The 13,636-nt window shown below is 73.8% G+C and carries 13 protein-coding genes; 3 read left to right on the top strand and 10 right to left on the bottom strand.

All coding sequences use genetic code 11. The features are described 5' to 3' along the window. Positions 1-121 precede the first annotated feature (121 nt). From ACFY0D_RS13775 to ACFY0D_RS13755, 5 genes are all read right to left on the bottom strand, one after another. A complete protein-coding gene (locus ACFY0D_RS13775; protein WP_390798539.1) occupies positions 122-1,024 on the bottom strand; it encodes an SMI1/KNR4 family protein in 903 nt (300 codons plus the stop codon). After that, complete coding sequence (locus ACFY0D_RS13770) at positions 1,021-1,350, bottom strand: deoxyxylulose-5-phosphate synthase (RefSeq protein WP_390798538.1); 330 nt, start codon at positions 1,348-1,350, stop codon at positions 1,021-1,023. The genes ACFY0D_RS13775 and ACFY0D_RS13770 overlap by 4 nt, the downstream gene beginning before the upstream one ends. Before the next feature lie 82 nt (positions 1,351-1,432). Further along, complete coding sequence (locus ACFY0D_RS13765; RefSeq protein ID WP_390798537.1) at positions 1,433-1,873, bottom strand: hypothetical protein; 441 nt, start codon at positions 1,871-1,873, stop codon at positions 1,433-1,435. Positions 1,874-1,962: 89 nt separating this feature from the next. After that, on the bottom strand, positions 1,963-2,430 hold the full coding sequence (locus ACFY0D_RS13760; RefSeq protein WP_390798536.1) for a hypothetical protein: 468 nt from the start codon (positions 2,428-2,430) through the stop codon (positions 1,963-1,965). Positions 2,431-2,523: 93 nt separating this feature from the next. Next, the gene (locus tag ACFY0D_RS13755) at positions 2,524-3,147 is read right to left on the bottom strand and encodes a class I SAM-dependent methyltransferase (RefSeq protein ID WP_390798535.1); all 624 of its coding nucleotides are present in this window, start codon (positions 3,145-3,147) and stop codon (positions 2,524-2,526) included. A gap of 123 nt (positions 3,148-3,270) precedes the next feature. Here ACFY0D_RS13755 and ACFY0D_RS13750 point away from each other — a divergent pair, with 123 nt between their 5' ends. Beyond that, on the top strand, positions 3,271-4,026 hold the full coding sequence (locus tag ACFY0D_RS13750) for a Clp protease N-terminal domain-containing protein (RefSeq protein WP_390798534.1): 756 nt from the start codon (positions 3,271-3,273) through the stop codon (positions 4,024-4,026). Here the strand turns inward: ACFY0D_RS13750 and ACFY0D_RS13745 are convergent. Then, positions 3,980-5,167 (bottom strand): AI-2E family transporter, encoded by a 1,188-nt coding sequence (locus ACFY0D_RS13745; protein ID WP_390798807.1) that lies wholly within the window; start codon positions 5,165-5,167, stop codon positions 3,980-3,982. The two genes, ACFY0D_RS13750 and ACFY0D_RS13745, sit on opposite strands and share 47 nt — an antisense overlap. Before the next feature lie 128 nt (positions 5,168-5,295). After that, positions 5,296-5,490, bottom strand: a complete 195-nt coding sequence (locus ACFY0D_RS13740; protein WP_030154244.1) for a DUF3046 domain-containing protein — start codon at positions 5,488-5,490, stop codon at positions 5,296-5,298. 81 nt (positions 5,491-5,571) lie between these two features. Between ACFY0D_RS13740 and ACFY0D_RS13735 the strand changes: the two genes are divergently transcribed. After that, entirely contained in the window at positions 5,572-6,564 is a 993-nt protein-coding gene (locus ACFY0D_RS13735) for a hypothetical protein (protein ID WP_390798533.1), read from the top strand. On the opposite strand, the gene ACFY0D_RS13730 is transcribed toward ACFY0D_RS13735, so the two are convergent. From ACFY0D_RS13730 to ACFY0D_RS13720, 3 genes are all read right to left on the bottom strand, one after another. Further along, positions 6,533-6,841: an AzlD domain-containing protein gene (locus ACFY0D_RS13730; RefSeq protein WP_030010743.1), complete on the bottom strand. Its 309-nt coding sequence runs from the start codon at positions 6,839-6,841 to the stop codon at positions 6,533-6,535. The genes ACFY0D_RS13735 and ACFY0D_RS13730 overlap by 32 nt on opposite strands. Next, entirely contained in the window at positions 6,838-7,527 is a 690-nt protein-coding gene (locus ACFY0D_RS13725) for an AzlC family ABC transporter permease (RefSeq protein ID WP_351162435.1), read from the bottom strand. Before ACFY0D_RS13725 ends, ACFY0D_RS13730 begins: the two co-directional genes overlap by 4 nt. Positions 7,528-7,874: 347 nt before the next feature. Then, positions 7,875-8,717, bottom strand: a complete 843-nt coding sequence (locus tag ACFY0D_RS13720) for an AraC family transcriptional regulator (protein ID WP_390798532.1) — start codon at positions 8,715-8,717, stop codon at positions 7,875-7,877. An 80-nt stretch (positions 8,718-8,797) separates the two neighbouring features. On the opposite strand from ACFY0D_RS13720, the gene ACFY0D_RS13715 reads away from it, so the two are divergent. Beyond that, positions 8,798-13,387 (top strand): ATP-dependent helicase, encoded by a 4,590-nt coding sequence (locus ACFY0D_RS13715; protein ID WP_390798531.1) that lies wholly within the window; start codon positions 8,798-8,800, stop codon positions 13,385-13,387. Positions 13,388-13,636: the final 249 nt, after the last annotated feature.

Below are 13,636 nucleotides of genomic sequence, written 5' to 3'. Positions count from 1 at the left end.
GACGCTAATGCCTGCCACTGACAATGCGCCTCCACGAGCGTTTCGGCTGTGGATAACTCATCAGAATGGATGTTCGATTTCCCTGTCAAGCGCACCACGCTCACCGGGCCACCCCACCGGGCTACTCGTCCTCGTCCGTGACCGCGTCCCAGGCCGCCAGCGGGGTCCCCGCTGCGGTCAGGACCTCCAGCACCTGGCATTCCATGAGCTCGGCGGCGGCGAAGAGCCGCCGGCGGACGTGCTCCGAGTCTTCGGGCGGGAAGCCGATCCGGATCCGGTGGGGGCGGGGCGCCTCGTAGGTGAGCAGCCAGTCGGTGTCGACGGTCGCGAAATGGTCCTGTCCCATCTCGTCGTGCTCCGATCGCCACGTGCCCCGGTCCGTGGTGGGGGCCAGTGCCGCGCGGAGGAGCCTCAGGCGCTCGTCGTGGGGCAAGGGCCCCTCGGACAGGCGCAGGCACCGGTCGACGCGGGGCCGGAAGGTGTTGAACCAGGGCGCCAGGTCCGGCTCCATGGTGCCGAGCAGGCCGGAGCGGATACGGCCGGCGGCCCAGCCCCCGATGAATCCGGCCGCGCCCGTGCGGTGCGTCTCGTACCAGCCCTCGCTGCTCCACACGACGACGGGCCACTCCTCGGGCTCCCCTCCGGTGAGCCAGCACAGCCGATCGGCGTTCATGGTGGTGCCCCAGATCAGCAGCCCGCCCGGCGCCGGGTGCAGCGGGTACGGGTAGCACTCCGTGTCCGGATCGGGCGATCCCGGTGGGTAGGTGCGCTGCCACTCGATGCCGTTGTACTCGCTCGTGCCGAACGGTGTCCGCAGGTAGAGGAAGTCGCAGAACTCCCCCCATCCGTAGGTGGCGACCATCCGCTTGTAGTCGTCGGGCAGCCGCACCCCGACCGCGCTCTCGGCGGCATCCCAGTCGCCACGGGCGTCGATGGGGACGGCCGGCGGCGTCACGAGCCGCGCCAGGGCGTCGTCGTACCCGGTCTGCCCGGTCTGCCCGCTCTGCCCGCTCTCCCCGGTCACGGCAGGTCGCGCAGTACGAGCGCCTCCGCGAAGGGCCTGCCGGTCCGCTTCGCGTACGTCATCCGCTCACGCACCTCGTGCAGGGTGCGCGGCCGGTAACCCGGTCCGCCGCAGCAGCTCTTGTGGAAACGCACGCCGGCGTTCAGCAGCACGCCGAGCGTCCGCCATGCAGCGGCGTCCCGGCGCCGCGGCACGGCGAAGGCCGAGCCCACGTGGACCAGGGGTCCCGCACACCGCGGGCAGATCCGCTCCCGGTCCCTGTCGTAGGGCTGCTTGTACGAGGCCCGGCAGGGCAGGCAGACGTAGGAGGTCTTCGCATGAGCCATGCGAGCAGGGTAGACAGCGCCCCGCGCCGGGATCGACACGATGACCGGGCCCCGGACGTCGCGGTGGACCGGCGCAGGGGCCTCAGTCGCCGGAGAAGCCCCAGAAAAGGATCTCCTCCGGCCTGCCGTGAGCATCGTGCAGGACCGCGCACCTGCCGACCCACCGCCGGTCGGCAAGCGGTTCCATGAGCTGTACGTGTGCGCGCGTGGGACGGCCGGTCCCGGTCAGCCGGTACGCCTCGGCAGGCTGGACGGGCTGCACGGTGCCGTGACCGGGAGACTCGCCCGGCCGCACCATCCTGTGCATGTCCAGGATCGAGTGCGTCCCCTCCTCCTGGACCTGCTCGTCCTCCCACAGCCGGTCGATCGTGGACGGCCGCTCTCCGACTTCCCCCGCCTCGTCCTCGTCCCAGGGATCCCAGTAGTAGTCCTGCCCCTCGAAGACTCTCTGCCTCAGGGCATCCAGCGCCGCTCCGAGATCCTCTTGGTACGGAACGTAGTACTCCCACCCCGACGCGCCCACGACAGCCCCGCCTCCCCGTCCGGTAACGACACTTCGGCGGAAGCTAGCAACAGCCACTGACAGGAGCTCCGTCGGCTACACCGGCCCCGTCACTTGTGCGCCAGGGCCGCCTTGATCATCGTGACGGTGCTCACCAGCTTGGGGAGGCCTTCCGTCTGGACCGCCGTGATGCCCCGGGAGACCTGGTTCCCGTCCTTCTTCGCGGCCCCGTCGGCGCATTCGCCCGCCCCCCGCCTGAATCCGCCGAGGGCCTCCTTCCAGTACCGCTGCGCGGCTTCGTCCGGGATCGGGTCGAGCTTCTCGGCCTTGGCGGTCTGGGCGAGCAGGTCCTGGCAGGCGGGTCCCTGGACGTCGATCGTGCGCATGCTCACCTCGTTGACCCGGCCGGCGTCCTCGTTGAGCTTCCTGATCCGGGCCTCGCCACCCGAGCTGTACCACTCCTCCAGCCGCTCGGCCGGGGTCTGGGAACAGCCTCCCAGCAACAGCGAGACGGCTGCGACGGCGGTGACGACGGCGGTGACGCGGGTCGCCGCGGGGACGCGCACACGGAATCTCATGGAACCTGGAACCCCCCTGGATCGGTCCGACCGATGCTGCCAGGGACGCTCCGGGCCCGTGCCCCTCGTGATGGTTTCGTGACGGGTCGCCGGTCAGACGGAGATCGCCGTCCCGAGGGATTCGGCGCACAGGAACTTTGGCGCGCCCTCCTCGTAGAAGACGTCGAGGGCGGTGATCGTGAATCCCGCCGCCGCCAGCAGGTCCGGGGCGGAGCGGGTGAGGTGGCAGCCGCCCAGGAGCCGCATGTTCAGCGGTTCGAGCCGTCGCTGCAGGCGGCGTACGCGCCAGTCGCCCTCCGGGGCGAGCCCGTGTTCGACGAAGTGCAGGGTCCCGCCGGGCTTGAGTACGCGGCGCAGCTCGCGCAGGGCGGCCCCGGCGTCCGGGATGGTGCACAGCGTCCAGGTGGACAGCGCCGCGTCGAAACCGCCGTCCCCGAAAGGCAGCGACTGGCCGTCCAGGCCGGCCCGCCGGACGGGGACACGGGCGCCGCGTACGCGCTCCGCGGCCAGTCGCCATGCGACGTCGGACGGCTCGACCGCCGAGACGCCGGTGACGCCCTGCGGATAGAAGGGGACGTTGTGCCCCGTGCCGAAGCCGATCTCGACGACCTCGCCCGCCAGCCCCGCGCAGACCCGGCGGCGCAGCGGCCGGGCCATCCTGGCCCCGCAGGCGGCGTTGAGGATCCGCGGCACCGCCTGCTCGGCGTAGAACCCCATGGCAGCCTCCGCGTCTCGCCCCTCCTCCTCAGGATGGCACCGCGGCCCCGAACCCACGCACACCCCACGCGGGTGACAACCCAGGGTTGACACCCGCCGAAGTGTCAACCTACGGTTGCACTTATGACGAACCCTTCGGTGGAACCCGTTCGCATGACCAATCCGGTACGCCTCGACGACCTGATCGAGGCCATCAACAAGGTCCACACCGACCCCCTGGAGCAGCTCAGCGGCGCCGTCGTCGCGGCAGAGGCCCTCGGGGACGTCGCGGACCACCTCATCGGCCACTTCGTCGACCAGGCCCGCCGCTCCGGCGCCTCCTGGACCGACATCGGCCGCAGCATGGGCGTCACCCGCCAGGCGGCCCAGAAGCGCTTCGTCCCCAGGGCGGACAAGGAGGGCGCCGGCGGCCTCGACCCGAACGCGGGCTTCGGCCGCTTCACCCCCCGCGCCCGCAACATCGTCATGACCGCCCAGAACGAGGCCCGCGCCGCCGGCAACACCGAGATCCGCACCGAGCACCTGGTCCTGGGCCTCCTCGCCGAACCCGAGGGCCTCGCCGGGTACGCCCTGCGCGCCCAGGGGGTCGCGGCGGACGACGTACGCGCCGCCGTGACCGCCCTGCTGCCCCCGGCCCAGCCGGAGGTCCCCGACCTGGTCCCCTTCGACGCGTCCGCGAAGAAGATCCTGGAGCTCACCTTCCGCGAGGCCCTTCGCCTCGGCCATGACTTCGTCGGCACGGAGCACGTCCTGCTCGCGCTCCTGGAGCTGGAGAACGGCGAGGGCCCGCTGAGCGGCCTCGGTCTGGACAAGCCCGCCGTCGAGACGACCGTCAGCGAAGCCTTGGCAGTCGTACGCGTCGTCGCGGACGAGAAGTAGAGGAATCCGCGTCCTGGGTCAGTTCGTAGCGCTTGACGTACGCGCCCAGGAAGGCCTGCAGCGTGGCGACGGCCGGGATCGCGATGAGCGCCCCGACCGCGCCCAGCAGGGCGGTGCCCGCGATGACCGATCCGAAGGCCACCGCCGGATGGATGTCCACGGTCTTCGAGGTCAGCTTCGGCTGCAGGACGTAGTTCTCGAACTGCTGGTAGATCACCACGAAGCCCAGTACGTACAGCGCGTACCAGGGGTCCACGGTGAAGGCGAGCAGGACCGGCAGCGCGCCCGCGAGATAGGTGCCGATGGTGGGGACGAACTGCGAGACCAGCCCCACCCACACGGCGAGCGCGGGCGCGTACGGCACCCCGAGGACCGCCAGCACGATGTACGTCGCAACACCGGAGATCAGAGCCATCAGCCCGCGCGAGTAGAGGTACCCGCCCGTCTTGGCGACGGCGATCTCCCAGGCGCGCAGCACCTCGGCCTGCTTCGCGGGCGGCAGTACGGAGCACAGCGCGCGCCGCAGGCGCGGTCCGTCGGCGGCGAAGTAGAAGGAGAACAGTCCGATCGTCAGCAGCTTGAAGAGGCCGCCGAGCACGGTGGCGGAGACGTCGAGCACGCCGGACGCGCTGTTCTGCACGTACTTGCGCAGCCAGTCGGAGCGCAGCACGCTCTCCTGGATCTCCAGCCGGGACAGTTCGGTGTGGAAGGTGGAGTTGATCGCTTTGATCACCGAGTCGAGATAGCCCGGGAAGCCCTCGACCATGGCGACGATCTGCCCGGCGAGCAGCGAGCCGAGCAGCGCGAGGAAGCCGGCGGTCACGACGAGCACCGCGAGGAACATCACGAAGGTGGCGACCCCGCGGCGCATGCCGCCGGCCGCCATCCTGGCCACCGCCGGTTCGATCGCGAGCGCGAGGAAGAACGCGATCAGGATGTTGACGAGGAGGCCTATCAGCTGGTGGAAGGCCCAGCTGCCGAGCTGGAAACAGGCCACGAGGGCCAGTACGAGGATCACGGCGCGCGGCAGCCAGCGCGGCATGCGCGCATCGTCCGGGGCGGGGGCCGCACCGGTGGGCGGTGGAGCCGGCGGCGCGGGCGGACCCGGCCGGCCCGGCCCACCCGGCTGACCCGGCGACACCGGCTCCTCCGCCTGCACCGGCGGTGTCACTCCCCGCGCGTCGGCGGACTGATCGGTCGTCTCTTCGCTGGCTGCCACGGCGCCCAGTCTGTCCCACCCGCGCCCGCCACCGCGAAACCGCGCGCCGGTCAGCGCAGCGACGCCGGCACGTCCATCGCCGAACACACCGCGCGCCACACGTCCTTGGCCTCCCAGCCCGCGTCCAGCGCCTGGTGGACGGTCCGTCCGCCCAGCTCCGTCATGACGTGGTCCCGCGCGAAGGAGTCCGCATAGCCCGCGCCGAAGTGCTCCGCCATCCGTTCCCAGAAAATCGTCAACCGCATGCCCCCAGTATCCCGCCCCGGGAGAGTGCACCGCCCGCGTTCGGCCCTCCCCGGCGCACCACCGCGTCCTAGGTTGCACGCATGCCCGGAGACGAAGCTTCCTCGCAGACCCAGCCGTCCCCCCAGACCCCCCAGCCCCCGCAGACCCCCCTGGCCCGCGCCGAGGGGTTCATCTGGCTCACGGCCCGCGTGCTGGAGCAGCGGCGGTTCGCGTTCCACTTCCTCGGCGGGGACGCCGACCCGGTGGACACGGCCCTCGGTTCGTATCTCAACGCGGACGGAGGCTACGGTCACGCACTCGATCCGGATCTCCGCGGTCCGCTCAGCCAGCCGCTGCACACCACGCACGCGCTGCGCGTGCTCGACAGCCTGGGCCGCTGCGCCGGGCAGCGCATCGAGCGGCTCTGCCGCCACCTGACCGGGGTCTCCACCGCGGACGGCGCGCTTCCGGTGGTCTTCCCGGCCCCCCGCGACTATCCCGCGGCCCCCTACCACCCGATGCACGACGACCCGCCGGGCGAGCTGCTGACCACGGGCCCGGTCGTCGGCGTACTGCACCGCAACCGGGTCTGGCACGCCTGGCTCTTCCGGGCCACGGACTTCTGCTGGGACCGGGTCGAGAACCTGCGCCACTCGCACCCCTACGAGGTCCAGAGCGCGGTGGCCTTCCTCGACGGCATCCCCGACCGGGCGCGCGCGGCGGCGGCCGCCGACCGGCTCGGCCGGCTGGTGCGCGAGCAGAGGCTCGTGGTGCTCGATCCGGTGCGGCGGGCGGAGTACCCGGAGGCCCCCGGCTACGCGCCGGGCGAGCGGCTGTACCCGCACGACTTCGCCCGGCGGCCGGAGTCGCTGGCCCGCGGCTGGTTCACCGACGCGGAACTGCGCCGCTCACTGGACTTCCTGGCCTCCGAACAGCAGCCGGACGGCGGCTGGCCGGTGCGCCGGCGGGCCTGGGCGCCGGGGAGTTCGCTGGAGCGGCGGCCGATCGCCACCCTGGAGGCCCTGCTCACCCTGCGGGCGTACGGGCGCCTGCCCGCGGAGGTCAGCCGCCCAGGGCCCGTACCCCCGCGGTGACGACGACGGCGGCCGCGACCACGACCAGGAACGGGGCGCGCAGCAGCAGCGCCAGCCCGGCGGCCGCGAGTCCGGCGGCGCGGGCGTCGACGACGAGGGCGGACCCGGTGCTGAAGGTCTGCTGGGCGGTGAGCGCGGCGAGCAGGGCGACCGGCAGCAGGGCGGCCAGGCGGCGCACGAGCGGCCGTTCCAGGGCCCCGGCGGGGACGAGCAGCCCGGCGAGCTTGACGGCGTAGCAGCCGACGACGGTGAGGCCGATGGCGATCCAGACGTTCACGAGCGGCGTCCCTTCATCCACAGCACGACGGGGGCGGCCAGGGCCGCGATCAGCACGGGCACCCCGGCGGGAAGTACGGGCAGGAAGCCGAGCCCGAGGACGAGCGCGAGGGCGGCCACGGCCCGCTCGGTGGAGGTCTTCAGCATCGGTGCCAGCAGCGCCAGGAACACGGCGGGTCCGGCGGCGTCCAGGCCCCACGCCCTGGTGTCCCCGATGGCCTCGGCGCCGAGCGCGCCGAGCAGGGTGGTGAGGTTCCACAGCACGTAGAGGGTGAGCCCGGTGACGGTGAAGCCGAGCCGGGCCGACTTCCGGTCGGGCTGGGCCAGCGCGACTGCGGTGGTCTCGTCGATCACCCAGTGCGCGGCGAGGGGCCGCACGGGGCGGGGCAGCTTGAGCAGCTGCGACAGGCGCAGCCCGTAGAAGGCGTTCCGGGTCCCGAGGAAGAAGGCCCCGGCGGCGGCGGTGAACGGGTTCCCGCCCGCCGCGAGCGCCCCGACCAGGGCGAACTGCGAGGCGCCGGTGAAGACGAGCAGGCTGAGCACACAGGCCTGCAGGGTGCTGATGCCGGCCCCGGCGGCGGTCACGCCGAAGGCGAACCCGGACAGTCCGACGGCAACGCCGACCCCGAGCGCGTCGCGTACGACGGCGGCGCGCGGCCGCTCGTCGGGCGCGGGTGTCTCACGTATCTCTGGCTCTGTGACCAGCTGGTTCTCTCGCACGCTCCGAAACTACGGGGTGCCCGCCGGACGGGTCTTGTACGTTCTTGCGCCCGCCCGGCGTCAGTCGCGCCGCCGCACGGGTTCCCCGAGCGGCGCGGTCGGCGGAGAGGGCCCGGGCCGTGCTCCACCGTCCCGTGCGTGCCGTAGTGGGTGCGGACGAGGGGTCCGTCCCGCTCGACCACGGCGCCGACGGGAGGCCACTCGGGCACCCGTCCCGGCACCTGCGCCTCGCAGCGTGCCCGTACTCCCCCGATGTCCATGGCCGGCACGACACCCCCTAGTGCTGTGACCGGCAAGGTTTGCCGGTCACAGGACTAGACGGCCCGCTCACGCCGGTACGCACCCGGTGGGACGCCCACGATGCGGGTGAAGTGCCGGTTCAGGTGCGGCTGGTCGGTGAAGCCCACGGTGACGGCCGCCTCCGCGGGCGCCGTGCCCGCGTCGAGGAGCCGGCGCGCCTGCCGGACGCGGGCGTCGGTCAGCCAGGTGTGCGGCGGCATCCCGTACCGCTCGCGGAAGGCCCGCAGCAGGGCGAAGGGGCTCGTGCCCAGCTCCGCGGCGAGCCGCTCCAGCGAGGGCGGGTCGGCCATCCGCTCCTGCAGTACGGCCCGGGCGGCCTCCGCGTCGGCGCCGCCCGCGCCACGGACCGTACGGGCGGGCATCGGTCCGGCGTGCCGGGTCAGCATCCGTGCCACCAGGCCCCGCAGCAGCGTGTCGGCGGCCAGCGCGTTCCCCGCCTCGGCGGCCCGGTGGATCTCGGTGATCGCCCGGGCTCCCTGCGGGTCGGTGACCATGTCGGTGGTGAAGCCCGGGGTGCCGCGCAGGATGCCGATCTCGTCGGCGACCTCGACGATCAGGTCGCGCGAGGGGTAGAGGGTGGCGTAGGCCCAGCCCTCGGGCACCCCGGCGCGCGCGGTGTGCGGTACTTCGGGGTTGATCAGGACCACACTGCCCGGTCCGGCCTGCACGACGTGGCCGGGCAGCCCTACCTCCTCGACGCCGCCGGTGACGGCTGCGAGGACGTACCCGTCGTGGGCGTGGCGCGGGAAGGTGTGGCGTACGTAGTGGGCGCGCAGCAGGTCCAGCCCCGGCAGTTCCGCGTACTGCCAGTGGCGTGCCCACTCCCGGCGGCCCCCGGCGCCCTCGTCCGTCCCCATCCCCCCATTCTGCGCCCCCGCGCCGACTCACGTTTCCCCAGGTCCGGCCCGTTGTCAGTGGCCGGGTGCACGATGGGGGCATGGCAGGCGCTGCGCTCGACTCGTTCTCCCCCGCGACCCGCTCGTGGTTCACGGGGGCCTTCGTCACGCCCACCGACGCGCAGGAGGGCGCCTGGCGGGCCATCGGGGAGGGCTCGGACGTGCTGGTGGTGGCCCCCACCGGCTCCGGCAAGACCCTGGCCGCGTTCCTCGCCGCCCTCGACCGGCTCGCGTCGACCCCGCCGCCCGCCGAGACGAAGAAGCGCTGCCGCGTGCTGTACGTATCGCCCCTGAAGGCCCTGGCCGTCGACGTGGAGCGCAATCTGCGCAGCCCGCTGACCGGGATCCGCCAGGAGTCGGTCCGCCTGGGCCTGCCCGAGCCGGACATCCGGGTCGGGATCCGCTCCGGCGACACCCCGCCCGCCGAGCGGCGGGCGCTGGCCACCCGCCCGCCGGACATCCTCATCACCACGCCCGAGTCGCTGTTCCTGATGCTGACCTCGGCGGCCCGGGAGGCCCTGGCCGGGATCGAGACGGTGATCCTGGACGAGGTGCACGCGGTCGCGGGGACCAAGCGCGGCGCCCATCTCGCCCTCTCCCTGGAGCGGCTGGACGAGCTGCTGCCGCGCCCGGCGCGGCGGATCGGGCTGTCGGCGACGGTCCGGCCGGTGGACGAGGTGGCCCGGTACCTGGCGCCGCGCGGCAAGGTGGAGATCGTCCAGCCGCCGTCGGCCAAGGAGTTCGACCTGTCGGTGGTCGTCCCGGTGCAGGACATGGGCGAGTTGGGCGGCTCCCCCGCGACCGAGGGCAAGGAGGGCGGGGACAAGCCGTCGATCTGGCCGCATGTGGAGGAGCGGATCGCCGATCTGGTGCAGGCGCACCGCTCGACGATCGTGTTCGCCAACTCCCGCCGGCTCGCCGAGCGGTTGTGCAACCGGCTCAACGAGATCGCGTACGAGCGTGCTCTGGGCGAGAAGCTGCCGGAGGGCAAGCCCCCGGCCGAGATCATGGCTCAGTCGGGCGCCGCCCTGGGCGCCCCGCCGCTGCTGGCCCGCGCGCACCACGGCTCGGTGTCCAAGGAGCAGCGGGCGCTGGTGGAGGAGGACCTGAAGGCGGGCCGGCTGCCCGCCGTGGTCGCCACCTCCAGCCTGGAGCTGGGTATCGACATGGGCGCGGTGGACCTGGTGGTGCAGGTGGAGTCGCCGCCCTCGGTGGCCTCCGGGCTGCAGCGGGTGGGCCGGGCCGGGCACCAGGTGGGCGCGGTCTCCACCGGGGTGGTCTTCCCCAAGTACCGCGGCGACCTGGTGCAGGCGGCGGTGGTCACCGAGCGGATGCGCACGGGGGCGATCGAGTCGCTGCGGGTGCCGTCCAACCCCCTCGACGTACTGGCGCAGCAGCTGGTCGCGATGGTCGCGATGGACACCTGGCAGCTGGACGACCTGCTCGCCCTGGTGCGGCGGGCGGCGCCCTTCGCGGCGCTGCCGGAGTCGGCGTTCACGGCGGTGCTGGACATGCTGGCCGGGCGCTATCCCTCGGACGCGTTCGCCGAGCTCCGGCCGCGTGTGGTGTGGGACCGGGTGGCGGGGACGGTCACGGGCCGGCCGGGTGCCCAGCGCCTCGCGGTCACCTCGGGCGGCACGATCCCCGACCGCGGTCTGTTCGGTGTCTTCCTGGCGGGCTCCGACCCCAAGAAGGGCGGCGGCCGGGTCGGGGAGCTCGACGAGGAGATGGTCTACGAGTCCCGCATCGGGGACGTCTTCACCCTGGGCACCACCTCGTGGCGGATCGAGGACATCACCCGCGACCGGGTCCTGGTCACCCCGGCCCCCGGGGTGCCGGGCCGGCTGCCGTTCTGGAAGGGCGACCAGCTCGGCCGGCCGCTCGAACTGGGCCGTGCGGTCGGCGCGTTCCTCCGCGAGCTCGGCGGCATGGGCGAGGAGGACGCCCGGCTGCGGCTGCTGGCGGCCGGCCTGGACGCCTGGGCCGCCGAGAACGTGCTGGCGTACCTCGCCGAACAGCGCGAGGCCTGCGGTCACGTCCCCGACGACCGGACCATCGTGGTCGAGCGGTTCCGCGACGAACTGGGCGACTGGCGGGTCGTGGTCCACTCCCCTTTCGGCGCGCAGGTGCACGCCCCGTGGGCGCTGGCGCTGGGCGCCCGCCTCGCCGAGAAGTACGGCATGGACGCGCAGGTGATGCACGCCGACGACGGGATCGTGCTCCGGCTGCCCGACGCGGACCTGCTGTCCATGGACCTCCTGGACCACGACCCGGCCGCCGCGCACGGGTTCGAGTTCGACGACGAGAAGGCCCCGCTGGGCGCGGCCGATGTCGTCTTCGACCACGGTGACATCAACCAGATCGTCACCGACCAGGTCGGCGGCTCCGCGCTGTTCGCCTCCCGGTTCCGCGAGTGCGCGGCCCGCGCCCTGCTGCTGCCGCGCCGGAGTCCCGGCCGGCGCACCCCGCTGTGGCAGCAGCGCCAGCGCGCCTCCCAGCTGCTCCAGGTGGCCTCGGAGTTCGGCTCCTTCCCGATCGTGCTGGAAGCCGTACGGGAGTGCCTCCAGGACGTCTTCGACGTGCCGGGCCTGACCGAGCTGATGGGGGACATCGAGGCGCGGCGCGTGCGGATGGTGGAGGTCACCACGCCGGAGCCCTCCCCCTTCGCCCGTTCGCTCCTCTTCGGGTACGTGGCCCAGTTCCTCTACGAGGGGGACTCGCCGCTGGCCGAGCGCAGGGCGGCCGCGCTGTCGCTGGACTCCCGGCTGCTGGCCGAGCTGCTCGGCCAGGCGGAGCTGCGCGAACTCCTCGACGCGCAGGTGCTGGAGGAGCTGGAGCGGGAGCTCCAGTGGCTCACGGAGGACCGGCGGGCCAAGGATCCCGAGTCGGTGGCCGACCTGCTGCGTCTGCTGGGCCCGCTGACGCAGGACCAGTTGACCGAGCGCGGGGCGGATCCGGCCTGGGCCCGCGAGCTCGCCGCGGCCCGCCGCGCCATCCCGGTCAGGATCGGCGGCGCGGACCACTGGGCGGCGATCGAGGACGCGGGCCGACTGCGGGACGCGCTGGGCACGGCGCTGCCCGTCGGTGTCCCGGAGGCGTTCACCGAGCCGGTCAAGGACCCGCTCGGGGACCTGCTGGCCCGGTACGCCCGCACCCACGGGCCCTTCACCACGGCCACCGTCGCCGCCCGCTTCGGCCTGGGCGCGGCGGTGACCGAGGGCGCCCTGCACCGGCTGGCCGCGGCCGGCCGGGTGGTGCAGGGCGAGTTCCACCCGGCGGGCATCGGCCAGGAGTGGTGCGACGCGACGGTGCTGCGCAGGCTCCGCCGCCGCTCCCTCGCCGCGCTCCGCCAGGAGCTGGAGCCGGTGCCGCCGACCTCGCTGGCCACCTTCCTCCCCCAGTGGCAGCACCTGGGCGGGGCTCTGCGCGGCCTGGACGGGCTGGCCCGGGCGGTGGAACAGCTCCAGGGCGCCCCGGTCCCGGCCTCGGCGCTGGAACGCCTGATCCTCCCGTCGCGGGTGAGCGGCTACTCGCCGGGCCTGCTGGACGAACTGACCACCGCGGGCGAGGTGGTCTGGGCGGGGGCCGGGGCGCTCCCGGGCAAGGACGGCTGGATCTCGCTCTACCTGGCCGAGGCGGCCCCGATGCTGCTGCCCCCGCCGCACCCGCTGGAGCTGAGCCCCCTCCACCAGGCGGTCCTGGCGTCGCTGGCGGGCGGGTACGGCCTGTTCTTCCGGCAGATCGCGCAGTCGATCCGCGGCGAGTTCCCCGAGGTGTCCGACGTCGCCCTCTCCGAGGTCGTATGGGATCTGGCGTGGTCGGGCCGGCTCACCAACGACACCCTGGCCCCGTTGCGCTCGCTGCTCGGTTCGGGTCGCACCGCCGGCGCGACGGCCCACCGGGCCCGGCGCACCGTCCCCCGAGGCCGGTACGGCACGCTCAGCGCGACCGTGTCCCGTACCGGCCCGCCCACGGTCTCCGGGCGCTGGTCCCTGCTGCCGGCCGCGGCCCCCGACCCGACGCACCGGGCCCACGCCCTGGCCCGCACCCTGCTGGACCGGCACGGCGTGGTGACCCGCGGGGCGGTCGCCGCGGAAGGGGTGGAGGGCGGCTTCAGCGCGGTCTACCGCGTCCTGTCGGCCTTCGAGGACAGCGGCCAGGCCCGCCGGGGCTATGTGGTCGAAGGGCTGGGCGCGGCCCAGTTCGCGATGGACGGCGCGGTGGACCGGCTCCGGGCCGCCGAGCGGACCCCGCCCCCGCTGGCGGCGGTGGTGCTGGCGGCCGCCGACCCGGCGAACGCGTACGGGGCGGCCCTGCCCTGGCCCGAGCCGCCGGCCGGGGCCACCCACAAACCGGGCCGCAAGGCGGGCTCCCTGGTGGTTCTGGTGGACGGGGAGCTCATCCTGTACCTGGAGCGCGGCGGCAAGACCCTGCTGGCCTGGCCCGCCCCGGAGGACCCCCGGCTCACGGCGGCCACGGCCGCCCTGGCGGGCGCCTCCCGCGCGGGCACGCTCCCGGCCCTCACGGTGGAGCGGATCAACGCGGCGGCGGCCCTGACCTCCCCCCTCGGCCCGGCCCTGGAGGCGGCCGGCTTCCACGCCACGCCGAGGGGGTTGCGCCTGCGCTCCTGACAGCCGCAAACGGTCCCGACTGTGCCACTCACCTCCTGAACATGTCACGAGGCCGTCGCCGAGCCCGGCGCACCTCCGCCCCGGGCTCCCCGGGGGGAGGTGCGCTCGGGGAGCCCGGGTCCCGACCGGCCCGCGCGCCGCGCCGGCAGTCACCCAGCGGTCGCCGGCCGCCGGGTGCCCGCAGGGCCCTCCCCGAACCGCCGGGAACGGATCGCCGGCCCTCCGGACGAGGAGCCGGCCGACCGCACC

This window comes from Streptomyces sp. NPDC001502, assembly GCF_042894785.1.
GTDB classification, from domain to species: Bacteria; Actinomycetota; Actinomycetes; order Streptomycetales; family Streptomycetaceae; genus Streptomyces; species Streptomyces kutzneri.
This window is presented reverse-complemented; position numbering and strand designations above follow the sequence as displayed.

Coding starts and splice junctions, on each gene's coding strand:
- ACFY0D_RS13740 (WP_030154244.1), bottom strand. CDS start 5,490: ATGCGGTTGACGATTTTCTGGGAACGGATGGCGGAGCACTTCGGCGCG.
- ACFY0D_RS13760 (WP_390798536.1), bottom strand. CDS start 2,430: ATGAGATTCCGTGTGCGCGTCCCCGCGGCGACCCGCGTCACCGCCGTC.
- ACFY0D_RS13770 (WP_390798538.1), bottom strand. CDS start 1,350: ATGGCTCATGCGAAGACCTCCTACGTCTGCCTGCCCTGCCGGGCCTCG.
- ACFY0D_RS13755 (WP_390798535.1), bottom strand. CDS start 3,147: ATGGGGTTCTACGCCGAGCAGGCGGTGCCGCGGATCCTCAACGCCGCC.
- ACFY0D_RS13735 (WP_390798533.1), top strand. CDS start 5,572: ATGCCCGGAGACGAAGCTTCCTCGCAGACCCAGCCGTCCCCCCAGACC.
- ACFY0D_RS13715 (WP_390798531.1), top strand. CDS start 8,798: ATGGCAGGCGCTGCGCTCGACTCGTTCTCCCCCGCGACCCGCTCGTGG.
- ACFY0D_RS13750 (WP_390798534.1), top strand. CDS start 3,271: ATGACGAACCCTTCGGTGGAACCCGTTCGCATGACCAATCCGGTACGC.
- ACFY0D_RS13720 (WP_390798532.1), bottom strand. CDS start 8,717: ATGGGGACGGACGAGGGCGCCGGGGGCCGCCGGGAGTGGGCACGCCAC.